Here is a 25,755-nt window from a genome sequence, read left to right as displayed (position 1 = left end):
CTGATCGGCCCGCGCGCCTATCGCGTCAGAGCCACACGGGTATGGTATCGCGGTTTATGATTTCGTCAAAGCTTGGGCGTTCACGAATTACGGCAAATTGATCCCCATTCACCAGAACCTCGGGGATCAGGGGTCGGGTATTGTATTCGCTGGACATCACCGCGCCGTAAGCTCCGGCGCTTCGGAAGGCGATCAGATCACCCGATTTCAGCGGCGGCATGTTGCGCTGTTTGGCGAAGGTGTCGCCGGATTCGCAGACTGGGCCGACGATGTCATAGGGCTGTTGTTCGACACCTGCAGCGGGCTCTGCCACCGCGATGATGTCATGATGCGCTTCATACATCGCAGGCCGGATCAGGTCGTTCATCGCGCCATCAACGATCAGGAAATCACGGCCTTCACCGGATTTGACATAAATAACCTTGGACACCATCAGACCCGCGTTGCCTGCAATCAGGCGCCCCGGTTCAATTTCGATCTCACAACCCAGATGACCCAGTGTTTTCTTGATCATCGCGCCATATTCGACCGGCAAAGGTGGTGCATCGTTCGAGCGGGTGTAGGGAATGCCCAGTCCACCCCCCAGATCCAGCCGATGTATGTTATGGCCCTCAGAACGCAGGCGTTCGGTTAGCTCTGCGACCTTGTGGTAGGCCAGTTCAAACGGCTCAAGCTCGGTCAATTGCGACCCGATATGGACATCAATCCCGATCACCTCCAAGCCCGGCAAGCTGGCTGCCAGCGCGTAGACCTCGGACGCGCGCGAGATCGGGATGCCAAACTTGTTCTCGGACTTGCCGGTGGCAATCTTGGCGTGGGTTTTCGCATCCACATCGGGGTTCACCCGCACGGTGATCGGCGCAACCTTGCCAAGTTCAAGCGCAACGGCGTTAATCACCTGCATCTCGGGCTCGGATTCAACGTTGAATTGCCGGATGCCGCCCGTCAACGCCGCCCGAATCTCATCCGCTGTCTTGCCGACGCCCGAGAAAACGATCTTGTCCCCGGGCACACCTGCCGCCTTGGCACGCAGATATTCCCCGCCCGAGACCACATCCATCCCTGCGCCCGCTTGCGCCAGCGTTTTCAGGATCGCCTGATTGCTGGCCGCTTTCATCGCATAGCACACAAGATGATCCATACCCTCAAGCGCGTCATCAAACAGCTTGAAATGCCGCAGCAAGGTCGCCGTTGAATAGACGTAGAATGGGGTTCCGACCGCAGACGCGATCTCGGAAACGGGCACATCCTCGGCGTAAAGCGCGCCGTCGCGGTAGAGAAAATGATCCATGACAGCGCGCTTAGACCAAAAAGGCCCTTCGGATCAATGGATTCTGCACCAAGTCTGGCAAGCCTACTGGCGCGTCACCACGCCAACGCGACCATAGCCCGAGATCGAGATGCCCGTCCCACCGCTTGACGCCTCGGGCGCGGACCTCGGAGAGGATGACGGCTCGCACGCGGCAAGCATGACGAGGCAGAAGATCAGGCCCATGGGTTTCATATGAAGGTCTCTTTCGTTCGACGCTGTTTTCAGGGCAGATCACAGCCCCAGATAAACACCCAATCCACCGCGCCGCAGGCCAACCCCCACGCCACCGTAGGTGCCGCTGCTACCCACGCCGACACTCGCGCTCATGGTGGGTTGGATCGGTTCGCCATCAGCGCCACACGCGGCCAAGGCCACTGTAGCTGTCAGCAAAAGCACCAAATGTCGTATCCGCATCATATCAACGTCTTCCATCGCGCGATTTGGGCCCGCACCTGATCCGGCGCAGTTCCTCCGTAGGATTGGCGAGAGTTTACTGAATTTTCGACCGTAAGAACAGAAAAGACATCGTCGGTGATATCCGCATGGACGGTTTGCATATCCTCGAGCGTCAGATCGGGCAGGTCGCAGGTCTTGGCCTCGGCCATCGCCACCAGCGATCCAGTGACATGGTGCGCATCGCGGAACGGCAGGCCCAGCACGCGCACCAGCCAGTCGGCCAGATCGGTCGCGGTTGAAAAACCCGACCCTGCGGCGGCGGCGAGGCTTTCGCGGTTGGCGGTCATATCTTTGACCATGCCTTCCATCGCAGCAAGCGCCAGCATCCAGTTATCGGCGGCGTCAAAGACCTGCTCTTTGTCCTCCTGCATGTCCTTGGAATAGGCCAGCGGCAGGCCCTTCATCACCATCATCAGCGCGGTGTTTGCGCCATAGATGCGGCCCACCTTGGCGCGGATCAGTTCCGCTGCGTCGGGGTTTTTCTTCTGCGGCATGATCGACGAGCCGGTCGAGAACCGATCCGACAGCGTCACAAAACGAAACTGGGCCGAGGACCAGATCACCAGTTCCTCGGCAAAGCGCGACAGGTGCACGGCGCAGATCGAAGCCGTTGACAGGAACTCAAGCGCGAAGTCGCGGTCGCTGACGGCGTCCAGCGAGTTGGCGGCGGGGCGGTCAAAGCCCAGCGCCTCAGCGGTCATAGCGCGGTCGATGGGGAAGGACGTGCCTGCCAGCGCAGCAGCGCCCAGCGGGGATTCGTTCATCCGGGCGCGGGCATCGCGAACGCGGCTGAGATCACGGCCAAACATCTCGACATAAGCCATCATGTGATGGCCCCATGTCACCGGCTGCGCGGTTTGCAGGTGGGTAAAGCCGGGCATGACCCAATCGACCCCGGCATCGGCCTGCGCCAGCAAGGCGCGGATCAACGCCAGAAGGCCCGTTTCTGCCGCGTCGAACTGATCGCGCACCCAAAGTTTGAAATCCGTTGCGACCTGGTCATTGCGCGAACGCCCGGTGTGCAAACGGCCAGCGGGTTCTCCGATCACCTCTTTCAGGCGCGCCTCGACATTCATGTGGATGTCTTCCAGCGCGGTCGAAAACTGAAACGAACCGGACTGGATTTCTGACAAGACTGTGAGCAGGCCTTCCCGAATAGCTTCGGCATCACTATCACTTATGACGCCTGTAGCGGCCAGCATGGCGGCATGGGCGCGCGAGCCTGCGATGTCCTGGGCTGCCATCCGCTGATCGAACCCGATCGAGGCGTTGATTGCCTCCATGATCGCGTCTGGACCGGCGGCAAAGCGGCCGCCCCACATCTGGTTCGAGGATTGATCGGTCATGAAAGAAAACCCGGAGTTGATATGCGCCTGTTACGTCTGATCCCCCTTTATATGGCCCTTGCGCTGGGTGCAAACGCGGCGTTGGCCGCGGATGTCGAAACGCTGAAACCGCTGCGCGACGGCACGCTGAAACGGCTGATCCTGCACAAAGAGCCGAAAGAGGCCAAGACCATCGAATTCCAGCTGGAGGATGAGGGTGGCGTCGGCACGCTTGAGGACTATGCCGGAAAATATGTGCTGGTGAACTTCTGGGCCACCTGGTGCGCACCCTGCCGGAAAGAGATGCCGCAGATTGCGGAACTGCAGGAAGAGTTCGGTGGCGATAAGTTCGAGGTTCTTACACTGGCGACCGGGCGCAACACGCCTGCCGGGATCAAGAAGTTCTTTGACGAGAACGGCATCGAAAACCTGCCCCGTCACCAGGACCCCAATTCAGCCGCGGCGCGTGAATTTGGTGTCATTGCCCTGCCGATCACCGTGATCCTCAACCCCGAGGGTCAGGAAATCGCGCGGCTGATCGGTGATGCCGAATGGAATTCGGACAGCGCAAAGGCGATCGTGGGTGCTCTTGTAGGCGGCGAAAGTTAACACGCTTATCAAAAGGGTGCCAATGTGCTATCCCTCCCACTTGTTATGAGTGGGAGGATGTATTGTGAAACTTGTCATTAAACTCGCTACAGCGGCAATTATGGTTGTTGGACTGACCTCTGTTGCAAGCGCCAAAGATATCAAAAAAGAAAGTCAGTTTGTCGAATCCGTAGCGGGCAAAAAGCTTGTAAGCGGTTCAACCTGGCTGATCATATCCCCAGATGGGAAGATGAGCGGTGTTGGCCTGAATGATGCCAAACTCACCGGTGCCTGGGTTTGGAACAAACGCTTTTTCTGCCGCAATGTTGTCGTTGGCGACAGGGAGTTCCCCGAAGACTGTTTGAAGGTCAAGATAGAAGGCGATCAGGTGAAGTTTGTCCGCAACAAAGGCAAAGGCGATACCATCGTCTACACCGTCGCCAACTGAGATACACCGACAGCGTGATCCTGACTTCGGCATGTCCGCTTGCTGCCCCGGTTTCAAGCTGACGCGACGCCACCTTTGACACCCGTCCTCCCGCTTTGCAGTTTGGCGGCAGGAGGATGGAATGGCGCTGGAAATTCTATTGGTGCTGGTGGTCGGCGGCATTGCCGGGATCACGCTGTTGCTGCATCTGACGGGTAAGTCCCGCCTGCATCTGCTGACATCCGAAACGGCTGCAGACCAGTGGCTGCGACATTTTCCTGATGACACGGTGATCGACGTTACCGTGGCCCATGACGGCCACGCCGCGCTTGTGCGGACCGAGATCGGGGCCGGGCTGCTTTGGTCCTTCGGGGCCGACACTGTGGCGCGGCATCTGCGTGATTTCGACTGGCTCGAGACCTCTGACGGCATCGAAGTGCAGTTCCACGACTTCGCCATTCCCCGCGCGCGTATTCACCTTGAAGAGACCGAACGCCAGCATTGGCAACACCTGATGGACCCGGAATGACTGACCAGATTACCTTTCCCGACGCGGTGCAATGGGCCGTGCCCTTCTTCATCGCCGCCATTCTGGCCGAGTTCCTGTGGATCGCCGTCAAAGGCCGGGGCGGGCGGTACGAGACGCGCGATGCCGTGACCTCTCTGATCATGGGGGCAGGCAATATCGCATCCGGCTTTCTGCTGGGGTTCATCGCCTATGCGTTCTTCATGTGGCTGTGGCAGATCACGCCGCTGAACCTTGGCACGTCGATCCCGATCATCATCCTGTGCTTCGTGCTGGATGACCTGCGCTATTACTGGGTGCATCGGTTCGGGCACCGTATCCGCTGGGTCTGGGCCAGTCATGTGAACCACCACAGCTCGCAGCATTACAACCTGACCACAGCTCTGCGGCAGACCTGGACCTATACGTTCACCTTCATGATGGTGGTGCGCGCGCCGCTGATCCTGCTGGGCTTTCACCCGGCGATGGTACTTTTCGTGGGCGGGCTGAACCTGATCTATCAGTTCTGGATTCACACCGAGGCCATCCACAAAATGCCCCGCTGGTTCGAGGCGGTGATGAACACGCCCAGCCACCACCGCGCCCATCACGGGCGCAACGCGCGGTATCTGGATTGCAACTATGCAGGCGTGTTCATTATCTGGGACAAGATGTTCGGCACCTTCGTGCCTGAACAAGAGGATGACCGCGTCGACTACGGGCTGGTGCATAATATCGGCACCTTCAACCCGCTGCGTGTAGCATTCCACGAATGGGTCGGCATCTGGCGCGACGCAACGCAGCCGGGGCTGACCCTGCGCCAACGGCTGGCCTATTGCTTTGCACCACCGGGCTATAGCCATGATGGCAGCCGCGACAGCTCGCAACAGATCAAAGCCAAGCATCTGCAGCGTCATCCCGAAGATCGCGGAACGCCCGGATTTGAGCATGCCGACCTGACGATGCCCAATAAACAAGCAGAACAAGCCTGAGGATCGGCGCCGCGGCGCTCATCAGGTTGATTCTCGGGCCGAAGGCTCCATATGAGACCGAAGTTTCGTATTCGAGTAGCCCGAGGCCCCAATGACCCGTATTGTTACTATATTCACGTTTATCGGCCTCGCGGGATTGGCTCTGGTGATGTTTGCAGCGCTTGGGGCGGGCGGTCCCCCAGCGGCGCTGGCACTGGGTTTTGCAATGGCCGCGTTGGGCCTGATCGGTGCCGTGATCGGAGCGGCCGGACACGCTTGGCAATCTGTCCGCTGATCCTGCACAAGCAGAAAACCGCGGTTTCTTAACCCCAGATTCACTTGTTTGACCTGAAATCAGGGCCACTCCTTTCGTGGACAGGCTTGGATATGCGGGACAAGAAATTAGCAGACGTGCCCGAAGGCTCGGACAATCCGCTGAATGCGGCGGTGTCGTCTCGGGACCGGTCGATCGTGCAGATGGCGACCGAAGCGGTGAAGCACAAACAGTGCAAGCTTGCCTTTCAACCGGTCATGCAAGCACAAGCCCCGCAGGGAGTGGCCTTTTACGAAGGGTTCATCCGTGTGTTGGATGAAACCGGACGCGTGATTCCGGCGCGTGAGTTCATGCCGCAAGTCGAAAACACGCCCATCGGGCGCGATCTGGACTGTATCGCGCTTGAGATGGGGTTGCGTACCCTGATCCGAAACCCCGGCATCCGCCTGTCCATTAACATGTCCGCCCGGTCCATAGGCTATGCCAGATGGTCCCGTGTGTTGGACAGGTTCCTGAAAAAAGACAGCAGCGTGGGTGAGCGTTTGATTCTGGAGATATCGGAAAGCTCGGCCATGCAGGTCCCCGAATTGGTGGTCGACTTCATGGATCGGCAACAGGCGCGGGGCGTCGCCTTTGCGTTGGATGATTTCGGAGCCAGCAACTTCAGCTTTCGTCATTTCCGAGAGTTTTTGTTCGATGCCGCCAAGATTGATGGTCAATTCATCCGCGGCATTGCCCTTGACCGAGACAACCAAGCGCTGGTCCGCGCCTTGATCGCCGTCGCGAAAGAGTTCGAGATTCTGGTCACAGCCGAATCGGTCGAAACAGCCGAAGATGCGAAATTTCTGATCGCGAACGGTGTCGACTGCCTGCAGGGGTTCTTGTTCGGCGCGCCATCTGTGACGCCCCCTTGGATCCCGGAAAAACCTGCCAAAACCGGTAGTTGAGAAGAACGTACCCGATGATGAACCGCCCCGGTTGACGCTGAGACAAGCTGTCCGTTGCTGCAGTTGCAGCATTCCTGTATCCCAAAGCACACTGGACAACGGGATCGTAGGGTATTGTACTGTCCGAGAGGGTGCTCTCGGCCATTGCGTGCGACCTCCCGACAGGACCATGATGGTAAAGGATTGACTATATGACCAACGTAGTAATCGCATCCGCCGCCCGCACAGGTGTGGGCAGCTTCGGTGGCTCGTTTGCGAACACCCCTGCACATGACCTCGGCGCTGCGGTTCTCGAAGCGGTGGTGGACCGCGCCGGGATCGATAAAGGCGAAGTAAGCGAAACCATCATGGGCCAGGTCCTGACCGCCGCCCAGGGGCAGAACCCCGCGCGGCAGGCGCACATCAACGCAGGCTTGCCGCAGGAAAGCGCGGCCTGGGGTATTAACCAGGTCTGTGGCTCGGGTCTGCGGGCGGTTGCCTTGGGCGCACAACATATCCAACTGGGCGACGCCGAAATCGTTGCCGCCGGCGGACAAGAGAACATGACCCTGTCACCCCATGCCGCAGCCCTGCGCGCCGGGCACAAGATGGGCGACATGAAATACATCGACACCATGATCCGCGATGGCCTTTGGGATGCCTTCAACGGCTATCACATGGGTCAGACCGCTGAAAACGTCGCCGAAAAATGGCAAATCAGCCGCGACATGCAGGATGAATTCGCCGTCGCGTCGCAGAACAAAGCCGAAGCCGCCCAGAACGCTGGCAAGTTCGCCGACGAGATCGTCCCCTTCACCATCAAGACCCGCAAGGGCGACATCGTGATGGACAAGGACGAATATATCCGTCACGGCGCAACCATGGAGGCGATGGCCAAGCTGCGCCCCGCCTTTACCAAGGACGGTTCGGTAACTGCGGCCAACGCCTCGGGCCTGAATGACGGCGCTGCCGCGACCCTGCTGATGTCGGCCGAGAACGCGGAAAAGCGCGGCATTGAGCCTTTGGCCCGCATCGCGTCTTACGCAACTGCCGGTCTGGACCCGTCTATCATGGGTGTTGGCCCGATCTATGCCTCGCGCAAAGCACTGGAAAAGGCAGGCTGGTCGGTTGACGATCTGGACCTCGTCGAAGCGAACGAAGCCTTCGCCGCGCAAGCATGCGCCGTGAACAAGGACATGGGCTGGGATCCGTCGATCGTCAACGTGAACGGCGGCGCAATCGCCATCGGCCACCCGATCGGGGCTTCTGGCTGTCGCGTGCTGAACACGCTTCTGTTCGAAATGAAACGCCGTGATGCCAAAAAAGGTCTGGCAACCCTGTGCATCGGTGGCGGCATGGGCGTCGCCCTCTGCGTGGAGCGCGACTGAACGGTTTGATATCCGGATAGAAGAGGCGCCCCCTACGGGCGCCTTTTTTGTAACACTGGGGCCCCGCCCCGCAGATGCGGCGATATTGCCACCCGAGACGGGAAACATGGCGTGAAATAATATTGCGCAACATAAATCATAACAGTAACAACATTACCAAGACGACTAAGACTGGAGGATTCCTAAAATGGCACGTACAGCACTCGTAACCGGCGGCTCCCGCGGCATCGGCGCAGCAATTTCCAAGGCGCTCAAGGCCGAAGGATACAATGTTGCCGCCACTTATGCGGGCAACGACGAAGCCGCCGCAAAGTTCACCGATGAAACCGGGATCGCCACCTACAAATGGAACGTGGCCGATTACGATGAATCCAAGGCAGGTATCGAAAAGGTCGAAGCCGATGTTGGTCCCATCGACGTTGTGGTCGCAAATGCTGGCATCACCCGTGACGCGCCGTTCCACAAGATGACACCCGAGCAATGGCATCAGGTGATCGACACGAACCTGACCGGGGTGTTCAACACCGTGCACCCCGTATGGCCGGGTATGCGCGAGCGTAAGTTTGGCCGCATCATCGTCATCAGCTCGATCAACGGTCAGAAAGGACAGTTCGCTCAGGTGAACTATGCTGCCACCAAGGCGGGTGATCTGGGTATCGTAAAGTCACTGGCTCAGGAAGGCGCGCGCGCCGGAATCACGGCCAATGCGATTTGCCCCGGCTATATCGCAACTGAAATGGTTATGGCGGTGCCGGAAAAGGTGCGCGAATCGATCATCGGCCAGATCCCGGCAGGTCGTTTGGGTGAGCCGGAAGAAATCGCCCGCTGTGTCGCGTTCCTGGCCTCGGACGACTCGCAGTTCATCAATGGCTCGACCATCTCGGCGAATGGTGCGCAGTTCTTCGTCTAATCAACAGACCCCGAACAGAAAGCGGGCCGGTCCATCAAGGACCGGCCCTTCTTTTATCCCGTAAGATCGCGCGCGCAGCGATCAGCGGGAACCAAATAGCCAGGACCAAAGCGCCACGACTGCTTTGCTGCGCTCTTTGTGGGCGCGATGAATGGCGCTTTGGACGGCCGGGTTTGTTGTCATCTCGATCATGCTGAACCCTTTCCTATCAAGTTAAATTTGTCTTGCCCTCAACATGACCTTTGATTTTAAATTGCACAAACGAGAGTTTTCGCCACCTCAATTCAAAATTTCTTAACTGATATGCCCGACCGCCTTCCCCCTCTTACCGCGCTGCGCGCCTTTGATGCTGCCGCACGCCATATGTCATTCGCCAAGGCGGCGGAGGAGTTGAACGTGACCCCGGCTGCGCTGTCTTTTCAGATCAAGTCGTTAGAAGAGCATCTGGGGCATCCCCTGTTCCGCCGCCTCAACCGCGCCGTCGAGTTGACCGAGGCCGGACGCACACTTGCTCCGGGAACGGCGGATGGGTTTGCGGCGCTTCAGGCTGCCTGGCAGGCCACGCGCAGACTGCGGGATGAGACCAGCCTGACCGTTACCGCTGGCCCTGCCCTGACAGCAAAGTGGCTGGCGCCGCGCCTTTACGAATTCGCACGGGCAAACCCGGGGATTGACCTGAAGTTCTCGGCCACATTGCGCAACATGGATCTTGAACGCGATGATGTGGACGTGGCCATTCGCTTTGGCTACGGGCCGGATGAGGACCTGTATTCCGTTCCCGTTCGCAAGGAATGGCTGACACCGGTGATGACGCCCGATCTGGCCGAGCAATTCCCCACGCCCGAGTCGCTGCGTGAGGCGCCCTTGATCCATGACGACTCGATCAGTTTTCTGAAACCGCGCTGCGACTGGTCTGCCTGGTTTCGCGCGGTTGGACTGGATTTCGCGCCAACCCATGGGGCGCATTTTTCGAACGCGGACCATGCGATCGATGCCGCTGTGGCAGGGCTTGGCGTGGTGCTGGGACGGCGCGCCATGATCCTGAAAGACATGACCGAAGGACGCCTGGTTGCGCCCTTCAAAGTCGCGCTTGAAACTGCCGGGCGCTTTAGATTCCTCTGCGTGAAAGGGGCCGAGAGGCGGCCTCAGATTGCGGCCTTCCGCGACTGGTTCATATCCGAGATTGAAAAGACCGCGCATATATCAGATGAGTTCGAGATCATTCCCGTCGAAAAGGTGGCCATCGAATGAACCAGATAAGCGCGACCGCAATCGGCTTCGTCGCGGTGTTGCTGTGGTCTCTGCTGGCTTTATTCACCGTGGGATCGGCACCCACACCACCTTTGTTGCTGAACGCGATATGTTTTACCATTGGCGGTACGCTTGGCCTGATCTGGACCATCGCAAATGGCGGCCTGCGGCAATTGCGCCAAGTCGCCTGGCCGACCTATCTGTTTGGCACAATTGGGCTTTTCGGCTATCACGCGCTTTACTTTTCAGCTCTGCGCATGGCCCCCGCGGCTGAGGCCGGGCTGATCGCCTATCTCTGGCCTTTGCTAATCGTACTGCTGTCGGGCCTGCTGCCCGGAGAGCATCTGAAACCCGGTCACCTGATCGGGGCCTGTCTTGGCTTTGCCGGGGCGGCTGTGATCATCACAGGCGGCGGCGATGCAGGATTTCAGGCGCAACATCTGCCCGGCTATGGGTTGGCACTGTTATGCGCCCTGACATGGTCCAGCTATTCGGTCCTGTCGCGTCGACTGGGCGACGTGCCCACAAGCTCGGTTGCAGTCTTTTGCATACTGACCGCCATAGCGTCCTGGCTCCTGCATTTTGCGATGGAAGAAACGGTCTGGCCGCAGGGCGCGCTGGCGTGGACCTCGGCCATCGCACTGGGTTTGGGGCCGGTCGGTTTGGCGTTTTATGTGTGGGATATCGGGGTCAAACGCGGGGATATTCAAATCTTGGGCACCGCCTCTTACGCAGCACCATTGTTATCCACGTTGGTCTTGGTTCTGGCCGGGATCGCCGCCCCGTCCTGGGGTCTGGCGATCGCGGCCTTGTTTGTCACCGGTGGCGCAGCCATCGCTGCCCGCGCCAGCCTGACGGGTTAAGTCGACAGGCGCTCGATCTCTTCCTTCAGCCTCAGCTTTTGCTTTTTCAGCTGCGCGATATGGAGATCGTCGATACCAGGTGAGCGTTGCGCTTGTTCCACTTCAAGACCGAGAATTTCGTGTTTCTTCTTCAACTCCGTCAGATGTGCGCTCACGCTCATGGCGGTCCTCCTTCTATGGGTTTGTGAATGTCACGTAAGAAGTTGACCACATCATTTCCAGCCTGTCACGCTGCAGGCGCATAGAATCTGACATAAATCCGACAATTTCGGCTGGTCATTGCCGATCAGGCGAAATACCCGGTCAAATCCGCGCCGTCCCGCAGCACCGCCGACACCTGCGGCGTATAGCTCTCGCCGTCCTCCAGATGTCGATTCCCCGCATGCAGGATAAGCGGTGCACACAGCCGGAAAGCAGCGCGCCCACCTTTGCGCGCGCGCAAAATCACCAGCTCTGCGGCACGGTTGACGCGCGCAGACAGCGGCAGCACCTCGATCGAGCCCAGCCGGCCCGCGCAACCCGCCAGCATATCCGGCAGGCGGTCGGCCTTTTGTATCATGTGCAGATAGCCGCGTGGTGCCAGCCGGCGGGCGGCGACGTCAATCCAGTCCTCCAGCGGTGTTTCTTCACCCAACGCCGCCCTCCGCCCAGCGTCGGCGGACGGGCTATGCGCCCCTGCGCGATAATAAGGCGGGTTGGCGATAACGTGATCGAATTGCATCTGGCGCAATTCCTCTGGCAAGGCATTCAGGTCAGCTTCAATCACGGTCAGCGCCGCGTTCGCCTCGGCGTTTCGACGCGCCAATTCCGCATAAGCGGGCTGCAGCTCAACGCCAGTGGCCTGCAGGCACGGCACCCGTGCCATCAGGCACTGAATGGCCGCCCCGGCACCGCAGCCCAGCTCCAGCACCGACTGGCCCGCATGTGCCGTCACAGCGGCCGCCAGCAAAACCGGATCAACCCCGGCCCGGTATCCCGATCGCGGTTGCCACAGGCGCACGCGCCCCTCCAAAAAGTCATTGCGGGTCAGATCATTGTCGGCAAAGCGGCTCATCGGCCCAAAGGAACCTCGTTATCGCGCATGACCCGCTCGGCGCGGGTCAGGTCATCGGCGCGCACCATCAGGCGGCGGGGAAAGATTCCGATGCCGCCTTCGAGGATGCTCATGTTTACGTCCATCTGAAAGCAGTCTATATCCTCGCCCTCAAGGAGAGCTGTTGCAAAGGCCAGGATGGTCGGATCGGTGCTGCGCAATAGTTCTTTCATGGGGATGGATGTAAGGGCAAGGCGACCGGGATGTCGAGCCTTGTATCAGGAGTGTGATGGACGTCGGGACGATCTCGAAACCGCATGAGCGTCTGGCAGATATGCTGACGGATGAAATGGCAGCGGTGAACACGCTGATTCGGACGCGGATGGCGTCCGAGCACGCCCCGCGCATTCCCGAAGTAACGGCCCATCTTGTGGAAGCAGGCGGCAAACGCCTGCGTCCCATGCTGACGCTGGCTGCGGCGCAGCTGTTTGGCTATGCCGGGGATCACCACGTCAAGCTGGCTGCAACGGTCGAGTTCATTCACACCGCCACCCTGCTGCATGACGACGTGGTCGATGAGAGCGGTCAGCGGCGCGGGCGACCCACGGCGAACCTGCTGTGGGACAATAAATCCAGCGTTCTGGTGGGCGATTACCTGTTTTCCCGCAGCTTCCAGTTGATGGTCGAGACGGGTTCGCTGCGGGTTCTGGACATTCTGGCCAACGCCTCGGCCACAATTGCCGAGGGTGAGGTGCTGCAGATGACCGCCGCCACCGATCTGGGCACGGATGAGGGCGTTTATCTGCAGGTTGTGCGCGGTAAGACTGCGGCGCTGTTTTCCGCTGCGACTGAGGTCGGCGGCGTGATCGCTGGTGCGTCCGAGGCGCAGGTCAAAGCGCTGTATGATTATGGCGACGCGCTGGGGGTTGCGTTCCAGATTGCGGATGATTTGCTGGATTATCAGGGTGATAGCGCAGCGACGGGCAAGAATGTTGGCGACGATTTCCGTGAGCGCAAGCTGACCCTGCCGGTGATCAAGGCCGTGGCACAGGCCACCGCCGAAGAACATGCCTTCTGGGAGCGGACGATTGGCCGCGGTCGTCAGGAAGAGGACGATCTGGATCATGCCCTGTCGCTGATGGCGAAATACAGCACTCTGGACGCCACGCGCGCGGATGCGTTCGGTTGGGCGGCCAAGGCCAAATCCGCGCTAGAGGCGCTGCCCGATCATGAGATCCGCGACCTGCTGGGCGATCTGGCGGATTACGTGGTCTCTCGTCTCAACTAAGCAGCGTTGCCCGGCACCACCAATCGGGATGTGCCGTGCCGATCTCATAGGCGGCGAAATGGGCCGCCTTCAGTGTCGGGTAGAGCGCGAAGCAGGTTGAGCCTGAACCTGACATGCGCGTCAGCAACGCGTCCCGTGTCTCACCCAGCGCGTCAAGCACATCAATGATCCCGGGCGCGACGGAGGTTGCCGGCAGTTGCAGATTATTGCGTTGATCCTGCAACCACCCGGCGCAGTCTTCCGGCGCGTTGAAGGCCGGGATTTGTTCCGGCATGGGCGGATTATCCCGCTGCTCCAGAGCTGCAAAAACCGGCCCGGTGGGAACGGCAATGCCCGGATTGACCAACAACGCGGGCAAGGGCGGCAACGCGATCGGTTCAACCCGCTCGCCAATCCCACGCATCCGCGCGGCTGAGGCCCTCATGCAAACCGGCACATCCGCGCCGAGCGAGACAGGCACGGTATCCGCCATCCCGGTGCCCTGAGCGCTCAGGCTACGCAAGACTGCAGCCGCGTCCGAGGACCCGCCGCCAATGCCACCGCCATGGGGCAGGTGTTTGTCCAGTTGGATAAGACCGGTCCAGCCTATCGCCTCAGCCGCCTGCCAGACCAGATTGCGGGCGTCGCAAGGCACACCATCCGAAAACTCTCCGCTGATCTCAAGCGACAGCTCAGGCCCCGGCGTAAGCTCCAGCCGATCCCCCACATCGGCAAATACAACCAGCGAATCCAGCAAATGGTAGCCATCTGCGCGATGGCCGGTCACATGCAGGGTCAGGTTGATCTTGGCCGGCGCAAACGCCTTAGCCTTCATTGGCGACCTTCAGGGGCTCGGCGCCTTCCTCGACCAGTACCGCATCCAACCCGATCTCGATCTTGCGGCGGATGCGTTCGGGGTCGGCTTCGCCATCGGTCTCTTCTGGATCGATGAATGAGAGGGCGCGCTTCCACTGGAATTCGGCCTCGCGGGCACGACCTACGGCCCAGTAGACGTCACCAAGATGGTCGTTGACAACCGGATCGACCGGCATCAGCTCTACCGCGCGCTCCATATGGTCCACCGCTTCTTCGTAGCGGCCCAGACGGAACAGAACCCAGCCTAGGCTGTCGACGATATAACCGCTGTCCGGGCGCGCCGCGACCGCACGCTCGATCAACTCAAGCGCTTCATCCAACTTCTCGCGCCGTTCGACCAGCGAGTAGCCCAGATAATTCAGAACCTGCGGCTGATCGGGGTTCAGTTCCAGCGCGCGACGAAAATCGGCCTCGGCCTTGTCCCAGTTCTTGAGCCGCTCGTGCGAGATTCCACGGGCGTAGTGCAGGAACCAATTGCCGCCGATACCCTCCTCAGTCAGGTCGATCGCCCGGTCATAGGACGTGACGGCGGCGGCATAGTCCTCTTGCTGGCGACGCAGATCGGCCAGCGCTACGTGGACACCAGGCAGATCAGGGTTTTGCGCCGCCAGGTTTTGCAGCACTTCAGCGGCGGCGTCCTTGCGGTCGGATCGGCTGAGCACTTCGGCACGTCCCAGTTCCGCCGCGTGATAATCGCTGCTGTCGGGCGGCACCTGCCGGTAAACGTCGACCGCCTGATCATACTGTTCAAGCCCGTCCAGCAGCTCGGCGCTCAGCAAAATCGCGTCGATATGATCGGGGCGCAGAAACATCGCGATGCGGGCGTAGAGCAGAACATAGTCCGGTGAGGCCTCGGCGCTAAGCGCCGCCCCAACCGAAAAGAACACTTCGGCCATGCCATCGCGCGCCGACTGAACATGCGTGAAAGGCAGCGTCTGGTCATCCGACAAACGCGTAACATAGCTTTCGATGGTGGGATCGCTGCCGTTGGCAAAAACGTCTTCCATAAATTGCAGCGCGTCGGCGTTACGATCCAGCTGCGACAGAATTTCGGTCCGCGCCAGCGCTGCGCGGCGCGAGAAGCGCGAAACAGCACCGTTATTGGCGGCGAGGATCGCGTCAGAGCCCTCAAAGTCGCCAATCGATGCCAGCGCCATGGCTTTGTGGTAGAGCGCAAACTCTGCCAACCCATCCTGGGTCGAGACCACGTCGAACTGCTCCATCGCTTTGGTTACGGCACCCTGATCCATGTAAGCCCAGGCCGTCATCAACCCGTCAACCAGCGGGCCAACGCCTTGGGTTTCAGGATCACGGGACAGAAGCTCGTCAAGCGCACCGTCAGCGATCAGGTTGGCTGCGATCACCATCCGCGCCGCCTGGCTAGGCAGGCCATTGGCCTCGATGGTTTCGGCGACCGGCAGGGCGCGTTCGATCTGGCCCAGGGCAAGGCGCGCCACAACGACGTTTTCCAACAGTTTGGCATTTTCGGGATCAGCTTTCAGCGCCTGCGCATAGTAGCGTTCAGCCGCTGGATAATCGCTTTGATAGATCGCCTGCCGTCCGGCCAGATAAGACCCGGTATCCGCCATCGCCGGAAGCGCCAGTGCTGAGCTGAGGATCGCGGCCAGTGCCGCGCGTCGAACCAGGGAAACCACCGATATCCTGCCTTGCTGTCATTGACTGACCGACAAGCTAGGGCTTCGGCGGGCAAGAGGCAATGGCAGAGCCTTCACGACCCTGCCAGAGCCCGTCTTTTCGCTTACATATTTGGGTAGTTCGGGCCATCCCCACCCTGCGGCGTGGTCCAGGTGATGTTCTGGCTGGGATCCTTGATGTCGCAGGTTTTGCAGTGGACGCAGTTCTGGAAGTTGATGACGAATCGCGGCCCGTTCTCATCTTCAACCACCTCGTACACGCCTGCAGGGCAATAGCGCTGCGCCGGTTCATCATATTTCGGCATGTTCACTTTGACCGGAATCTCGGGATCGGCCAGCCGCAGATGGCAAGGTTGGCTTTCTTCGTGATTGGTCGCTGCGAAGGACACGTTTGTCAGACGGTCGAAGGACAATACGCCGTCGGGTTTTGGATAGTCGATGGGCTGATGCTTGCTGGCATCCTCAGTCGACTCGGCGTCGTTTTTGCCGTGACCAACCGTGCCAAAGAAAGAAAAGCCCAGCGTATTGGTCCACATATCCAGACCACCCAGCATCAGCGAGGCTGTCAGGCCCCATTTCGACCAGATCGGTTTGACGTTGCGCACTTTTTTCAGGTCAGCACCAATCGCACCGTTGCGCACATCGGTTTCATAGGCGGTCAGCTCATCGCCCGAACGGTCGGCCTTGATGGCGTCAAAGGCTGCCTCGGCCGCGGCCTTGCCCGACAGCATCGCGTTGTGGTTGCCTTTGATGCGCGGCACGTTGACCATGCCCGCCGAGCAGCCCAGCAGCGCCACGCCCGGCGCGACCAGTTTCGGCATCGACTGATAGCCGCCCTCGGTGATCGCCCGCGCGCCATAGGCCACGCGCTTGCCGCCTTTCAGCAGCTCGGCCACCATCGGATGGTGCTTGAACCGCTGGAATTCCATGTAGGGATACAGATGCGGGTTTTTGTAGTTCAGGTGAACCACAAAGCCGACATAGACCTGATTGTTTTCAAGGTGATAGATAAAGGACCCGCCGCCCGCGTTGCTGCCCAAAGGCCAGCCCATCGTATGCGTGACCGAGCCTTCCTTGTGCTTGGCCGGGTCGATCTCCCAGATCTCTTTCATGCCGACGCCGTATTTCTGCGGCTCTTTGCCCGCAGACAGGTCGTATTTGTTGATGACCTCTTTGGACAACGAGCCGCGAACGCCTTCCGACAGGAAGACATATTTGCCGTGCAGTTCCATCCCCGGCTCGGTGTTGGGGCCGTAAGATCCATCGGGCTCAAGCCCGAACACACCGGCCACAACGCCTTTGACCTCGCCATTCTCGCCGTAAACCAGTTCCGAACACGCCATGCCGGGGAAGATTTCGACACCCAGTTCCTCGGCCTGTTCGGCCATCCAGCGGCAGACATTGCCCATCGAGACAATGTAGTTGCCATGGTTGTTCATCAGCGGCGGCATCGGGAAGTTAGGGATACGGATTTGACCGGCCTCGCCCAGCATATAGAAATTGTCTTCGTGCACCGGCACGTTTAGCGGCGCGCCCTTTTCCTTCCAATCGGGGATCAGCGCGTCCAGGCCGCAGGGGTCCAGCACAGCACCCGACAGGATATGCGCGCCCACTTCCGAGCCCTTCTCCAGAACCACGACATTCAGGTCGGCATCCAGCTGTTTCAGACGGATGGCCGCTGACAGGCCCGCAGGGCCAGCGCCCACGATCACCACGTCATATTCCATCGCTTCGCGTTCAATCTCGGCCATCGCGGGCTCCTTAGCTAACTTTCCGAATTGGCGCTTTTCTCGTGCGGTCGGCGCAATATTGTTTCACGGCTGATTACATGGTCTGAAAGAGCTTGGTCAATCGAAACACGGCGTAACAAGAGCGCTATTCGACACATCAGCCCTCTGGTGCGTCCCCCATCAGGTATCTGGGACCGCTACCATGGGATTTGGCCCTGTCATCAGGGTTGTAAAGCCTGCATTTGGGCAGGCTGAGGCAGCCGCAGCCAATGCAGCCATCCAGATTGTCGCGCAGTCGTATCAGCGTATCGATTCGCTGATCCAGATGCGCGCGCAGATTGACGCTGATCGCCCTCCAGTCCTGCGGCGTGGGTGTTCGGTTTCCGGGCAGGCCCGACAGAACCTCGCGGATTTCCGGCAGGGTCAGGCCAAACTGCTGGGCGATCATGACAAAGCTCAGCCGCCTGATGTCCGCCCGCTGATAGCGCCGTTGCCCGCCCGCATTGCGCCATGGCGCGATCAGACCCTGCGCCTCGTAATACCGGATGGCCGACACCGCCAGCCCGGTGCGCCGCGCCAATGCGCCGATTGCAAGCCCTTCGGAAACTGCCATGAGACCCTCGCAAATAATCCTTGACCTAAAGTTAGGTTTAGAAATTACGGTGAGTCGGGACAAGCCTCAATTCGCAAAGGAGATCCCATGATGGCGACGCTTGAACACACCAATTTCACGGTCCGCGACCCCAAAGCCTCGGCCGCGTGGATGGCGAAGGTCTTTGACTGGAAAACCCGCTGGGAAGGCCCGGCCATCGCAGGCGGCTACACCGTGCATGTGGGCGGGCCGCATACTTACCTTGCGCTGTATAACCCCGGTGACCCCAAGCCGCTGACCAACAGCAGCTATGACGTTGTCGGCGGGTTGAACCACGTGGGCGTGCTGGTAGAGGATCTGGATGCCACCGAGGCCAAGGTCAAAGAGGCTGGATTCGAGCCGCATAATCACGCCGATTATGAACCGGGCCGCCGGTTCTATTTCCGCGATGACAACGGCATCGAGTTCGAGGTGGTCCAGTATGATTGAACTGCTCTGGCTGGGGTCCGAGGCCCATCGCTGGCGGCGCGGCGACCTTCTGGGATCGCGCCACAGGCGAGAACCGCCGCGGGCGAAACGGCGCTAAGTTGCGGGTTGCGCCATAACGCGCGCCTGCCCCCTTGCAATTCACGCCTCATTTAGGTCAGGTAATTGCCGACCCATCATTCGCCCCGACGCTGATTTCTGGCGGCGGGGCGTCACAGTTTATGCGTGGACGACAAGACTATGGAAAAAATCCCCATGACGCCTGCGGGCAATGCCGCGCTTGAGGCGGAGCTGAAGAACCTGAAATCCGTCGAGCGCCCGGCGATTATCGAGGCGATTGCCTCGGCCCGTGAACTGGGCGACCTGAAGGAAAACGCCGAATATCACTCGGCCCGCGAAAAGCAGGGCTTTATCGAAGGCCGCATCAAAGAGCTGGAGGGCGTGCTGTCGCTGGTTGATGTGATCGATCCGAGCAAGCTGTCGGGTGCGGTGAAGTTCGGGGCCAAGGTGACGCTGGTCGATGAAGACACCGACGAAGAAAAGACCTGGCAGATCGTGGGCGAATATGAGGCTAATATCGAAGCGGGCCTGCTGAACATCAAATCCCCCATCGCGCGCGCTTTGATCGGCAAGGATGAAGGCGACAGTGTCGAGGTGCGCACCCCCGGCGGCGTGCGGTCCTATGAAATCCTGAGCATCACCTACGCCTGATCCCGGAGCGTCCTGTCATGTCCGACACCGACCCTGATCCGGAAAGCAAGAAAGCGACCTCGCTGGGCATATATGACCGGCCCGGCCACCCCTCGGTGACCGGGATCGAGATCGCGGCGGCTGCGCTCAGCCTGGTGTGGCTGGTGGTGTCGGTGGTGTTTCTGGTGCTGCCCGGTGCCGGGCAAGGCGGGTTTATTGTCACCGCGCTGGCCGTGTTCCTGCCGGTGGCGATGATCTGGGTCGCCGCGGTTGCCATGCGCGCCAGCCGGGTCATGCGCGAGGAAAGCGCACGGCTGCAGACCGCAATCGATGCGATCCGCAACAGCTATGTCACCCAAGCGCAGCGCGCGGCCAGCACCTATGAGCCGACCGTAGGCAAAAAGCTGGACGAGATCGCCGAAACCGCGAAAAAGACCGAAAGCGCGCTGGCGACCTTTTCGACCAATCGGGCCGAGCCGATGCGCCCCGGCAAGCGGGCGGCTGAACCGGCCAACCAGACCTCACTTGAGCTGGGGACGTTGGCCGAAGAGATCGCGCCGCCCCTGCCGCGGGATGTCTTCATTCGGGCGCTGAACTTTCCCGAAACGCAGGACGATACGGCGGGTTTCGACGCCCTGCGCCTTGCGCTGAAGGATCGCAAGGCGGCGCAACTGGTGCAGGCCTCGCAGGATGTTCTGACCCTGCTGAGCCAGGAGGGGATCTATATGGACGACTTGCGCCCCGACATGGCCCGGCCCGAGATTTGGCGGCAGTTTGCCCAAGGGGCGCGCGGGCGCGCGGTTGCGACGCTGGGCGGTATCCGCGACCGGTCGTCGCTGGCGCTGACGGCGGCGCGGATGAAGCAGGACCCGATCTTTCGCGATGCGGCGCATCATTTCCTGCGCCGCTTTGACCACATGATCGCCGATTTCGAACCCGATGCCAGCGACGCCGAACTGACCGCATTGGGCGAAACCCGCACGGCGCGGGCTTTCATGCTGGTGGGGCGTGTGGCGGGGACTTTTGATTAAAGTCCAAAACTACCGTAGGGGATGAACCGCACGGGATCACCGGGCTGAATGTGGCGGGCCCCATCTTCGATCTCGACCAGTCCTTCGGCCCAGCTTAGGCCGCTGATCCGGCCCGATCCTTCAGACCGGAAGACCTCGGCCCGACCGTCGCGGATGCGGGCACGCAGATATTCGCGGCGGCCCGGTTTCTTGCGTTTCTCGAAGGCGGCGGGCACATCAAAGCCCTGCGGCGCTTGCCAGCCCGCACCGGCCATCAAACACAGCGCCGGGCGGGCGAAGATCAGCGTGCAGACCAAAGCTGCGACCGGATTACCAGGCAAACCGAACACCGGCGTGCCCTGCCACAGGCCCAACGCCAAAGGACGCCCCGGTTTCAGCGCAATGCGCCATTCCTGCATTGCGCCTGCCGCGCGCAGCAGGGCCGAGACATGGTCTTCATCCCCCGCCGAAGCGCCACCGCTGGTCAGGATCACATCCGTCTGGTCTGCCGCCTCGTCCAGCCGGAGTTGCAGGGCGGCCCGTTCATCGGGCACCCGGCCAAGATCGACCGCGTCAAACCCCATGCGCGCGATCAGCGACAGCAGCATCGGACGGTTTGCATCAAATATTTGCCCCGGCCCTGCGGGATCACCGGGTTCGACCAGCTCATCGCCCGTGGACAAGACCCCCACGCGCAGCACTTTGCGGACCGCGACCTGGCTGACACCCACTGCAGACATCAGCGCCAAATCCGCAGGCGTGACCTGCCGCCCGGCAGGCAGCGCCACGGCCCCCTCTGTCACATCCTCGCCGGCCTTGCGTGTGTTCGCACCCTGTTTCAGTGGGCCGTGAAAGGCGATATGGCCATCCTGAACCGTCACATCCTCTTCCAAAATGACCGTCTGGACCCCTTCGGGCAGGGCCGCGCCGGTCAGGATGCGGATGGCGTGGCCCGCGGGCACCGAGCCGTCGTAGGGAACACCCGCCGCCGCGCGGCCCTCGATCAGAGGCAGAACGCAGGGACCTTCGGGCATCACCCCGGCAAAACCATAGCCGTCCACCGCCGTGTTCGGCTGCGGCGGGTTCGAGCGTTCGGCAACCACGTCTTCGGCCAGAATGCGGCCTGTGGACTGCATCAGGGGCACGGTTTCGCCCCCGGTCACGACGGTCAGCCGCTCGCGCAGCAGGGCCAGCGCGTCATCCACCGGCGTCCAGTTGACCCCGGCAGGCAGGGCAAAGCAATCGTTGCGCAGGGGCGGCGGGGTGATGTCCGGTTTGCTCATAGCCCGACCTCTTGCAGGATGAAATCCGCGATGACGGCGGTGTTGTTCAGGTCAAAGACTGGGCGGTCCAGATCCAGCGGCGTGTCGCTGGCAACCGCGCGGATGGTCGGGTCATCGGGGGCGATCAGGGGGTTGTTTGCCACGGCGCGGAATGCCTCGACCTTGGGATGGACCTCGCGTTTGAAGCCTTCGATCAGCACCAGATCTACCGGCGAGAGGCGGGCCAGCAGCTCGGCCAGCGATGGTTCTGGCGCGCCGCGCAACTCCTGCATCAGCGCGATGCGGTTGCCCGAGGCCAGCAGCACCTCGGACGCGCCCGCCGTGCGGTGGCGGTAACTGTCGGTGCCGGGCTGGTCCACATCGACCGCGTGATGCGCGTGCTTGACGGTCGAGACCGAGATTCCGCGACCGGTGATCTCGGTCACCAACCGCTCCATCAACCCGGTTTTGCCCGCGTTTTTCCAACCGGTGACGCCGTAGACCCTCATGCCTGCTCCAGCAGGGTTTCGGCGCGGGCCAGATCGTCGGGGGTGTTGACGTTGAAGAAGGGGTCGAACGGCTCGGCTGAAAACAGGGCCTCGCGCCCGTCATGTTGATCGGTCCACAGCACCACCTTGCGCAAGCCCCCGGTCAGTGCAGCCCGCAGATCATCGCGCAACGCCACGGGCCAGAGGCCGAACGTCGGGTGCCGGTTCACGCGCTTGCCGCCACCCGATTTCAACGCCTCATCGCCGGTGCGCGGCGTGGTGGCCAGAACCAGCGGATGCGTCTGCCCCTCAGCAGCCTGCGTTAGGCGCGCGACCAGATCGTGGGGAAAGAACGGCGTGTCGGCGGCGGCGGTGACGATGCTATCGGCCCCTTGTTCAGCGGCCCAGTCGAGCCCGGCCAATACACCGGCCAACGGGCCCGCAAACCCGTCAATCGAATCCGCGATGACCGGCAAGCCCAAATCTGTGAACCGCGCCGGATCGCCGTTGGCGTTTAGTGCAAGGCCATCCACTTGCGGGCGCAACCGGTCGATCACATGGCCCAGCAGGCTCTGCCCGCCCAGTTGCAGCAGGCCTTTGTCGCCACCACCCATCCGGGTCGCAAGGCCGCCCGCGAGGATCACGCCCATGGGCTTTGCGGCACGCTCAACCATTTGCGCTCTTCCTGCGATGTTTCTTATCCTCAACCGCAACCGTTGTGGGATCAATATCGCGCAGCAGACGGTCCTCGCCTGAAAGGCAGACGAACCGCTGGCCGCGCATCCGTCCGATCAGGGTCAGACCGACCTCGCGTGCGATCTCGACACCCCAGGCGGTGAAGCCCGAGCGCGAGGCGAGAACCGGGATTCCCATCATCGCTGTCTTGATCACCATCTCCGAGGTCAGGCGGCCCGTGGTGTAGAGAATCTTATCCGCAGCGCCCTCACCCTCGGACAGCATCCAGCCGGCGATCTTGTCGACAGCGTTGTGGCGGCCCACGTCCTCCATATAGACCAAGGGGCGGCTTTCTCGGCACAGCACCGTGCCGTGGATGGCCCCGGCCTCAAGGTACAGCGACGGGGTGCGGTTGATCTTGGCCGCCAGATCATAGAGCCACGAGGTCCGCACCTGCACTTGCGGCAACCGTACATCCTCAAGCCCCTCCATCATGTCGCCAAAGACTGTGCCAACAGCACAGCCGCTGGTGCGAGTCTTTTTCTTGAGCTTGTCTTCGTACGAGGTTTCACGCGCAGTCCGAACGACCACGGTTTCCAGATCGTCGTCATAGTCGACGCGCGTGATTTCATCATCCGGCAGCAGCATGCCTTGGTTGCGCAGGAACCCCAGCGCCAGATATTCGGGGTAATCGCCAATAGTCATCGCGGTCACGATTTCCTGCGCGTTCAGGAAAATCGTCAGCGGGCGTTCCTCGACCACCGAGATCTGGCTGACCTCGCCGTTCTGGTCCACGCCCTCGACCGCGCGGGTCAAGCGGGCAGCGCCCGGATCGGGGGCGATGAGATAGTCGGACAGGTCGATTTCCGTGGCCAATTGCAACCCTTTCCCAAGACGTCTACTGCTGCATGCGTCACCATAGGATTTAGCCATGGCCTCTGCCACATCCAAGTCATACTTCTGGAAAGGTTTTCGCGACGGGACGCCCTTCGTGTTTATTGCGGTGCCCTTCGGTCTGCTGTTCGGTGTATTTGCCACCGAGGCCGGGTTAAATGTCGCCCAAACCATGGCCTTTTCCGCCACTGTTTTTGCCGGGGCAGCACAGTTCACCGCGCTGCAACTCCTGCAGGACAATACGCCGACACTCATCGTGCTGATCTCGGCATTGGCAGTGAACCTGCGGGTGGCCATGTATTCGGCCTCGCTGACGCCGTTTCTGGGGGCGGCGCCGTTGTGGCAACGCGCTTGCGCGGCCTATCTGATCGTGGATCAATCTTATGCCTGTTCAATCGTGCAGTTCGAGAAAGAGCCGCGCATGACCGTGCCCCAGCGCATGGTCTATTTCGTCGGATCGGTGACACCGATTACGCCGCTGTGGATATTGGGCACGTATCTCGGGGCCGTTCTTGGGGCGCAGATACCGGAAAGCTGGGCGCTGGATTTTGCCCTGCCAATCACGTTTCTGGCGATGATTGGGCCGATGATGCGCACGCTGGCCCATGTGGTGGCCGCGCTGGTTGCCATCGTGGTCGCCCTGCTGACCGTTGCAGTGCCGTTCAATCTGGGCCTGCTGATCGCGGGTACGGTCGGGATGATCGCGGGCGCACAGACCGAGCTGATGCTGGAGCGGAGCAAACCATGACCCAGATTGACGCTACGACCATATGGATCATCATCGCAGGGCTGGCCATTGGCAGCTATTTGCTGCGCTTCACCTTCATCGGATTGGTCGGGGATCGCCCGATGCCACCCTGGCTGCTGCGCCACCTGCGCTATACGGCGGTGGCCATCATTCCTGCGCTGATCGCGCCCTTGGTTGTGTGGCCTTCGGCCACGGACGGACAACCGAACCTGCCGCGCATGGCAGCAGCAGCGGTGGCGTTGACGGTTGGTTACGTCACAAAAAACGTGCTGGCCGCGATTTTCAGCGGGGCTGCCACGCTCTACGGTCTACTTTATCTAGTTGGTTGAGGCTGCTTCAAGCTGGTTCAGGCGCGCGTTGTTCTCTGCAAGGCCCTGCTGCAGATCAGCCGAGTCGCTCTCGCGGTACTCGGTGGTGACGACACCTGGAAGCTGGCCGAACTGATCCGACAGTTTGACAGGGTAGAAAGTGGTGCTGATCTGCTCGAACCCCGGAACCTGCTGCAATAGCTGCGCGGTCGAATTGGCGCAGAATGCCCCGGCCACCGGACCCATTTGCTTGGCCAATTGCAACGCGATCTCGGCCTGCTGCGGGGTGACTTCGATGGTCTGGATGCGCGCATAGTGCGTCTCGCGCGCGTGGCTGCTGCGGTAGGCGCGCTCGACATTTGGCGTGATGCCATAGAGCACATCGTTCCTGATTGGCACCACATCGGCCCGGAAAGAGCCCGCAGGATCGAAGATCACCCGTTCACTGCCACTGATCATAAGCGACGTATGTGCGCCCGACCCGGTGCGGGTGCTGATCATCGTATATAACGTCAGCGTCGATGGCCCTGGATCACGATAAGATCGGGCAACAATCTCGGATGGATCAGCCTGCGGGCGTTGCGATCCCGCGCAGCCCGCAACCGTCACTGCCAGCAGGCAGGCTATCAGTATCCTGAACACGTCGGCACGCTACGCTACGGATCAGGCCGCAAAAACCGCCAGGAAGATGCAAAGGAAGACAATCGCCACCACGCACCATGTGGTGAACTTGACGAACCCGTCAAAGGTTTTGGTTTGGACGGTGATGTCCATTTCGCCGTGCTTGTGATCAGCCATGTGTCTCAGAATCCCAATTCGCGTGTTTGAAATGTTGGATAATGCAA

At 60.7% G+C, this 25,755-nt stretch carries 33 protein-coding genes; 16 read left to right on the top strand and 17 right to left on the bottom strand.

Annotation, left to right across the window (positions count from 1 at the left end; genetic code table 11):
- Positions 1-25 precede the first annotated feature (25 nt).
- The 4 genes from lysA to argH all read right to left on the bottom strand — a co-directional run bounded on the left by lysA (position 26) and on the right by argH (position 3,114).
- Positions 26-1,291 carry a diaminopimelate decarboxylase gene (gene lysA / locus ACR0KM_RS07875; RefSeq protein WP_480860188.1) on the bottom strand — a complete coding sequence of 422 codons (1,266 nt, stop codon included), beginning with the start codon at positions 1,289-1,291 and terminating at the stop codon, positions 26-28.
- 63 nt (positions 1,292-1,354) lie between these two features.
- Complete coding sequence (locus tag ACR0KM_RS07870) at positions 1,355-1,504, bottom strand: hypothetical protein (protein WP_480860186.1); 150 nt, start codon at positions 1,502-1,504, stop codon at positions 1,355-1,357.
- A 39-nt stretch (positions 1,505-1,543) separates the two neighbouring features.
- The gene (locus tag ACR0KM_RS07865; RefSeq protein ID WP_480823534.1) at positions 1,544-1,729 is read right to left on the bottom strand and encodes an argininosuccinate lyase; all 186 of its coding nucleotides are present in this window, start codon (positions 1,727-1,729) and stop codon (positions 1,544-1,546) included.
- Complete coding sequence (argH, locus tag ACR0KM_RS07860; protein ID WP_480823532.1) at positions 1,726-3,114, bottom strand: argininosuccinate lyase; 1,389 nt, start codon at positions 3,112-3,114, stop codon at positions 1,726-1,728. The genes ACR0KM_RS07865 and argH overlap by 4 nt, the downstream gene beginning before the upstream one ends.
- Positions 3,115-3,135: 21 nt before the next feature.
- Here argH and ACR0KM_RS07855 point away from each other — a divergent pair, with 21 nt between their 5' ends.
- The 10 genes from ACR0KM_RS07855 to yddG all read left to right on the top strand — a co-directional run bounded on the left by ACR0KM_RS07855 (position 3,136) and on the right by yddG (position 11,196).
- The gene (locus ACR0KM_RS07855) at positions 3,136-3,702 is read left to right on the top strand and encodes a TlpA disulfide reductase family protein (RefSeq protein WP_480860184.1); all 567 of its coding nucleotides are present in this window, start codon (positions 3,136-3,138) and stop codon (positions 3,700-3,702) included.
- A 64-nt stretch (positions 3,703-3,766) separates the two neighbouring features.
- Positions 3,767-4,129 (top strand): hypothetical protein, encoded by a 363-nt coding sequence (locus ACR0KM_RS07850; protein WP_480823528.1) that lies wholly within the window; start codon positions 3,767-3,769, stop codon positions 4,127-4,129.
- Positions 4,130-4,250: 121 nt separating this feature from the next.
- Positions 4,251-4,637 carry a hypothetical protein gene (locus tag ACR0KM_RS07845; protein ID WP_480860182.1) on the top strand — a complete coding sequence of 129 codons (387 nt, stop codon included), beginning with the start codon at positions 4,251-4,253 and terminating at the stop codon, positions 4,635-4,637.
- Positions 4,634-5,605, top strand: a complete 972-nt coding sequence (locus tag ACR0KM_RS07840; protein ID WP_480860180.1) for a sterol desaturase family protein — start codon at positions 4,634-4,636, stop codon at positions 5,603-5,605. Before ACR0KM_RS07845 ends, ACR0KM_RS07840 begins: the two co-directional genes overlap by 4 nt.
- Positions 5,606-5,696: 91 nt before the next feature.
- Positions 5,697-5,879, top strand: coding sequence for a hypothetical protein (locus ACR0KM_RS07835; protein WP_480860179.1), 183 nt, complete (start codon positions 5,697-5,699; stop codon positions 5,877-5,879).
- Positions 5,880-5,971: 92 nt separating this feature from the next.
- Positions 5,972-6,805 (top strand): EAL domain-containing protein, encoded by an 834-nt coding sequence (locus ACR0KM_RS07830; RefSeq protein WP_480823520.1) that lies wholly within the window; start codon positions 5,972-5,974, stop codon positions 6,803-6,805.
- A gap of 191 nt (positions 6,806-6,996) precedes the next feature.
- On the top strand, positions 6,997-8,172 hold the full coding sequence (locus ACR0KM_RS07825; RefSeq protein ID WP_480470928.1) for an acetyl-CoA C-acetyltransferase: 1,176 nt from the start codon (positions 6,997-6,999) through the stop codon (positions 8,170-8,172).
- Positions 8,173-8,359: 187 nt separating this feature from the next.
- The gene (gene phbB / locus ACR0KM_RS07820) at positions 8,360-9,082 is read left to right on the top strand and encodes an acetoacetyl-CoA reductase (RefSeq protein WP_480860177.1); all 723 of its coding nucleotides are present in this window, start codon (positions 8,360-8,362) and stop codon (positions 9,080-9,082) included.
- Positions 9,083-9,385: 303 nt separating this feature from the next.
- Positions 9,386-10,333, top strand: a complete 948-nt coding sequence (locus ACR0KM_RS07815; protein ID WP_480860175.1) for a transcriptional regulator GcvA — start codon at positions 9,386-9,388, stop codon at positions 10,331-10,333.
- Positions 10,330-11,196 (top strand): aromatic amino acid exporter YddG, encoded by an 867-nt coding sequence (yddG, locus tag ACR0KM_RS07810; RefSeq protein ID WP_480823514.1) that lies wholly within the window; start codon positions 10,330-10,332, stop codon positions 11,194-11,196. The genes ACR0KM_RS07815 and yddG overlap by 4 nt, the downstream gene beginning before the upstream one ends.
- On the opposite strand, the gene ACR0KM_RS07805 is transcribed toward yddG, so the two are convergent.
- From ACR0KM_RS07805 to ACR0KM_RS07795, 3 genes are all read right to left on the bottom strand, one after another.
- Positions 11,193-11,357 carry a YdcH family protein gene (locus ACR0KM_RS07805; RefSeq protein ID WP_480823512.1) on the bottom strand — a complete coding sequence of 55 codons (165 nt, stop codon included), beginning with the start codon at positions 11,355-11,357 and terminating at the stop codon, positions 11,193-11,195. The genes yddG and ACR0KM_RS07805 overlap by 4 nt on opposite strands.
- A 125-nt stretch (positions 11,358-11,482) precedes the next feature.
- Positions 11,483-12,250, bottom strand: coding sequence for a tRNA1(Val) (adenine(37)-N6)-methyltransferase (locus tag ACR0KM_RS07800; protein ID WP_480860173.1), 768 nt, complete (start codon positions 12,248-12,250; stop codon positions 11,483-11,485).
- Positions 12,247-12,462 carry a putative signal transducing protein gene (locus ACR0KM_RS07795; RefSeq protein ID WP_170771986.1) on the bottom strand — a complete coding sequence of 72 codons (216 nt, stop codon included), beginning with the start codon at positions 12,460-12,462 and terminating at the stop codon, positions 12,247-12,249. Before ACR0KM_RS07795 ends, ACR0KM_RS07800 begins: the two co-directional genes overlap by 4 nt.
- 56 nt (positions 12,463-12,518) lie before the next feature.
- Here ACR0KM_RS07795 and ACR0KM_RS07790 point away from each other — a divergent pair, with 56 nt between their 5' ends.
- Positions 12,519-13,517 carry a polyprenyl synthetase family protein gene (locus ACR0KM_RS07790; protein WP_480860171.1) on the top strand — a complete coding sequence of 333 codons (999 nt, stop codon included), beginning with the start codon at positions 12,519-12,521 and terminating at the stop codon, positions 13,515-13,517.
- Here ACR0KM_RS07790 and ACR0KM_RS07785 read toward each other — a convergent pair.
- From ACR0KM_RS07785 to soxR, 4 genes are all read right to left on the bottom strand, one after another.
- Positions 13,510-14,331, bottom strand: coding sequence for a 4-(cytidine 5'-diphospho)-2-C-methyl-D-erythritol kinase (locus ACR0KM_RS07785; RefSeq protein WP_480860170.1), 822 nt, complete (start codon positions 14,329-14,331; stop codon positions 13,510-13,512). The genes ACR0KM_RS07790 and ACR0KM_RS07785 overlap by 8 nt on opposite strands.
- A complete protein-coding gene (locus ACR0KM_RS07780) occupies positions 14,321-16,027 on the bottom strand; it encodes a tetratricopeptide repeat protein (protein WP_480860168.1) in 1,707 nt (568 codons plus the stop codon). The genes ACR0KM_RS07785 and ACR0KM_RS07780 overlap by 11 nt, the downstream gene beginning before the upstream one ends.
- Before the next feature lie 104 nt (positions 16,028-16,131).
- Complete coding sequence (locus ACR0KM_RS07775) at positions 16,132-17,778, bottom strand: electron transfer flavoprotein-ubiquinone oxidoreductase (protein WP_480860167.1); 1,647 nt, start codon at positions 17,776-17,778, stop codon at positions 16,132-16,134.
- 136 nt (positions 17,779-17,914) lie between these two features.
- Positions 17,915-18,370, bottom strand: a complete 456-nt coding sequence (gene soxR / locus ACR0KM_RS07770) for a redox-sensitive transcriptional activator SoxR (protein WP_480860165.1) — start codon at positions 18,368-18,370, stop codon at positions 17,915-17,917.
- 87 nt (positions 18,371-18,457) lie between these two features.
- Between soxR and ACR0KM_RS07765 the strand changes: the two genes are divergently transcribed.
- The 3 genes from ACR0KM_RS07765 to ACR0KM_RS07755 all read left to right on the top strand — a co-directional run bounded on the left by ACR0KM_RS07765 (position 18,458) and on the right by ACR0KM_RS07755 (position 20,556).
- Entirely contained in the window at positions 18,458-18,838 is a 381-nt protein-coding gene (locus tag ACR0KM_RS07765; RefSeq protein WP_480860163.1) for a VOC family protein, read from the top strand.
- A gap of 237 nt (positions 18,839-19,075) precedes the next feature.
- A complete protein-coding gene (gene greA, locus ACR0KM_RS07760; RefSeq protein ID WP_480860160.1) occupies positions 19,076-19,546 on the top strand; it encodes a transcription elongation factor GreA in 471 nt (156 codons plus the stop codon).
- Positions 19,547-19,563: 17 nt separating this feature from the next.
- Positions 19,564-20,556 carry a hypothetical protein gene (locus ACR0KM_RS07755; protein WP_480860158.1) on the top strand — a complete coding sequence of 331 codons (993 nt, stop codon included), beginning with the start codon at positions 19,564-19,566 and terminating at the stop codon, positions 20,554-20,556.
- Here the strand turns inward: ACR0KM_RS07755 and ACR0KM_RS07750 are convergent.
- The 4 genes from ACR0KM_RS07750 to ACR0KM_RS07735 are packed head-to-tail and all read right to left on the bottom strand — an operon-like array spanning position 20,553 to position 23,893.
- Positions 20,553-21,818, bottom strand: coding sequence for a molybdenum cofactor synthesis domain-containing protein (locus ACR0KM_RS07750; protein WP_480860156.1), 1,266 nt, complete (start codon positions 21,816-21,818; stop codon positions 20,553-20,555). The genes ACR0KM_RS07755 and ACR0KM_RS07750 overlap by 4 nt on opposite strands.
- The gene (gene mobB, locus ACR0KM_RS07745; protein WP_480860154.1) at positions 21,815-22,306 is read right to left on the bottom strand and encodes a molybdopterin-guanine dinucleotide biosynthesis protein B; all 492 of its coding nucleotides are present in this window, start codon (positions 22,304-22,306) and stop codon (positions 21,815-21,817) included. Before mobB ends, ACR0KM_RS07750 begins: the two co-directional genes overlap by 4 nt.
- Entirely contained in the window at positions 22,303-22,959 is a 657-nt protein-coding gene (gene mobA, locus ACR0KM_RS07740) for a molybdenum cofactor guanylyltransferase MobA (RefSeq protein WP_480860152.1), read from the bottom strand. The genes mobB and mobA overlap by 4 nt, the downstream gene beginning before the upstream one ends.
- Complete coding sequence (locus tag ACR0KM_RS07735; RefSeq protein ID WP_480865475.1) at positions 22,952-23,893, bottom strand: formate dehydrogenase accessory sulfurtransferase FdhD; 942 nt, start codon at positions 23,891-23,893, stop codon at positions 22,952-22,954. Before ACR0KM_RS07735 ends, mobA begins: the two co-directional genes overlap by 8 nt.
- On the opposite strand from ACR0KM_RS07735, the gene ACR0KM_RS07730 reads away from it, so the two are divergent.
- Complete coding sequence (locus ACR0KM_RS07730; RefSeq protein WP_480860150.1) at positions 23,892-24,602, top strand: AzlC family ABC transporter permease; 711 nt, start codon at positions 23,892-23,894, stop codon at positions 24,600-24,602. The genes ACR0KM_RS07735 and ACR0KM_RS07730 overlap by 2 nt on opposite strands.
- Positions 24,599-24,931 (top strand): AzlD domain-containing protein, encoded by a 333-nt coding sequence (locus ACR0KM_RS07725; protein WP_480823482.1) that lies wholly within the window; start codon positions 24,599-24,601, stop codon positions 24,929-24,931. Before ACR0KM_RS07730 ends, ACR0KM_RS07725 begins: the two co-directional genes overlap by 4 nt.
- On the opposite strand, the gene ACR0KM_RS07720 is transcribed toward ACR0KM_RS07725, so the two are convergent.
- Both ACR0KM_RS07720 and ACR0KM_RS07715 read right to left on the bottom strand, forming a co-directional pair.
- Positions 24,920-25,552 (bottom strand): hypothetical protein, encoded by a 633-nt coding sequence (locus tag ACR0KM_RS07720; protein ID WP_480823480.1) that lies wholly within the window; start codon positions 25,550-25,552, stop codon positions 24,920-24,922. The genes ACR0KM_RS07725 and ACR0KM_RS07720 overlap by 12 nt on opposite strands.
- A 21-nt stretch (positions 25,553-25,573) precedes the next feature.
- A complete protein-coding gene (locus tag ACR0KM_RS07715) occupies positions 25,574-25,708 on the bottom strand; it encodes an aa3-type cytochrome c oxidase subunit IV (RefSeq protein ID WP_480531848.1) in 135 nt (44 codons plus the stop codon).
- Positions 25,709-25,755 lie beyond the last annotated feature (47 nt).

This window comes from Ruegeria sp. G10 (genome assembly GCF_056533645.1).
This window is presented reverse-complemented; position numbering and strand designations above follow the sequence as displayed.

Excerpts from the sequence above, each read along its gene's own strand:
- ACR0KM_RS07785 (WP_480860170.1), bottom strand. The coding sequence starts at position 14,331 with ATGAAGGCTAAGGCGTTTGCGCCGGCCAAGATCAACCTGACCCTGCAT.
- ACR0KM_RS07845 (WP_480860182.1), top strand. The coding sequence starts at position 4,251 with ATGGCGCTGGAAATTCTATTGGTGCTGGTGGTCGGCGGCATTGCCGGG.
- ACR0KM_RS07735 (WP_480865475.1), bottom strand. The coding sequence starts at position 23,893 with ATGGCTAAATCCTATGGTGACGCATGCAGCAGTAGACGTCTTGGGAAA.
- ACR0KM_RS07795 (WP_170771986.1), bottom strand. The coding sequence starts at position 12,462 with ATGAAAGAACTATTGCGCAGCACCGATCCGACCATCCTGGCCTTTGCA.
- greA (WP_480860160.1), top strand. The coding sequence starts at position 19,076 with ATGGAAAAAATCCCCATGACGCCTGCGGGCAATGCCGCGCTTGAGGCG.
- mobB (WP_480860154.1), bottom strand. The coding sequence starts at position 22,306 with ATGAGGGTCTACGGCGTCACCGGTTGGAAAAACGCGGGCAAAACCGGG.
- ACR0KM_RS07730 (WP_480860150.1), top strand. The coding sequence starts at position 23,892 with ATGGCCTCTGCCACATCCAAGTCATACTTCTGGAAAGGTTTTCGCGAC.
- ACR0KM_RS07790 (WP_480860171.1), top strand. The coding sequence starts at position 12,519 with ATGGACGTCGGGACGATCTCGAAACCGCATGAGCGTCTGGCAGATATG.
- mobA (WP_480860152.1), bottom strand. The coding sequence starts at position 22,959 with ATGGTTGAGCGTGCCGCAAAGCCCATGGGCGTGATCCTCGCGGGCGGC.
- ACR0KM_RS07830 (WP_480823520.1), top strand. The coding sequence starts at position 5,972 with ATGCGGGACAAGAAATTAGCAGACGTGCCCGAAGGCTCGGACAATCCG.
- ACR0KM_RS07815 (WP_480860175.1), top strand. The coding sequence starts at position 9,386 with ATGCCCGACCGCCTTCCCCCTCTTACCGCGCTGCGCGCCTTTGATGCT.
- ACR0KM_RS07765 (WP_480860163.1), top strand. The coding sequence starts at position 18,458 with ATGATGGCGACGCTTGAACACACCAATTTCACGGTCCGCGACCCCAAA.
- ACR0KM_RS07865 (WP_480823534.1), bottom strand. The coding sequence starts at position 1,729 with ATGATGCGGATACGACATTTGGTGCTTTTGCTGACAGCTACAGTGGCC.
- ACR0KM_RS07840 (WP_480860180.1), top strand. The coding sequence starts at position 4,634 with ATGACTGACCAGATTACCTTTCCCGACGCGGTGCAATGGGCCGTGCCC.
- lysA (WP_480860188.1), bottom strand. The coding sequence starts at position 1,291 with ATGGATCATTTTCTCTACCGCGACGGCGCGCTTTACGCCGAGGATGTG.
- phbB (WP_480860177.1), top strand. The coding sequence starts at position 8,360 with ATGGCACGTACAGCACTCGTAACCGGCGGCTCCCGCGGCATCGGCGCA.
- yddG (WP_480823514.1), top strand. The coding sequence starts at position 10,330 with ATGAACCAGATAAGCGCGACCGCAATCGGCTTCGTCGCGGTGTTGCTG.
- ACR0KM_RS07855 (WP_480860184.1), top strand. The coding sequence starts at position 3,136 with ATGCGCCTGTTACGTCTGATCCCCCTTTATATGGCCCTTGCGCTGGGT.
- ACR0KM_RS07870 (WP_480860186.1), bottom strand. The coding sequence starts at position 1,504 with ATGAAACCCATGGGCCTGATCTTCTGCCTCGTCATGCTTGCCGCGTGC.
- soxR (WP_480860165.1), bottom strand. The coding sequence starts at position 18,370 with ATGGCAGTTTCCGAAGGGCTTGCAATCGGCGCATTGGCGCGGCGCACC.
- ACR0KM_RS07775 (WP_480860167.1), bottom strand. The coding sequence starts at position 17,778 with ATGGCCGAGATTGAACGCGAAGCGATGGAATATGACGTGGTGATCGTG.
- ACR0KM_RS07800 (WP_480860173.1), bottom strand. The coding sequence starts at position 12,250 with ATGAGCCGCTTTGCCGACAATGATCTGACCCGCAATGACTTTTTGGAG.
- ACR0KM_RS07755 (WP_480860158.1), top strand. The coding sequence starts at position 19,564 with ATGTCCGACACCGACCCTGATCCGGAAAGCAAGAAAGCGACCTCGCTG.
- ACR0KM_RS07715 (WP_480531848.1), bottom strand. The coding sequence starts at position 25,708 with ATGGCTGATCACAAGCACGGCGAAATGGACATCACCGTCCAAACCAAA.
- ACR0KM_RS07835 (WP_480860179.1), top strand. The coding sequence starts at position 5,697 with ATGACCCGTATTGTTACTATATTCACGTTTATCGGCCTCGCGGGATTG.
- ACR0KM_RS07750 (WP_480860156.1), bottom strand. The coding sequence starts at position 21,818 with ATGAGCAAACCGGACATCACCCCGCCGCCCCTGCGCAACGATTGCTTT.
- ACR0KM_RS07725 (WP_480823482.1), top strand. The coding sequence starts at position 24,599 with ATGACCCAGATTGACGCTACGACCATATGGATCATCATCGCAGGGCTG.
- argH (WP_480823532.1), bottom strand. The coding sequence starts at position 3,114 with ATGACCGATCAATCCTCGAACCAGATGTGGGGCGGCCGCTTTGCCGCC.
- ACR0KM_RS07825 (WP_480470928.1), top strand. The coding sequence starts at position 6,997 with ATGACCAACGTAGTAATCGCATCCGCCGCCCGCACAGGTGTGGGCAGC.
- ACR0KM_RS07805 (WP_480823512.1), bottom strand. The coding sequence starts at position 11,357 with ATGAGCGTGAGCGCACATCTGACGGAGTTGAAGAAGAAACACGAAATT.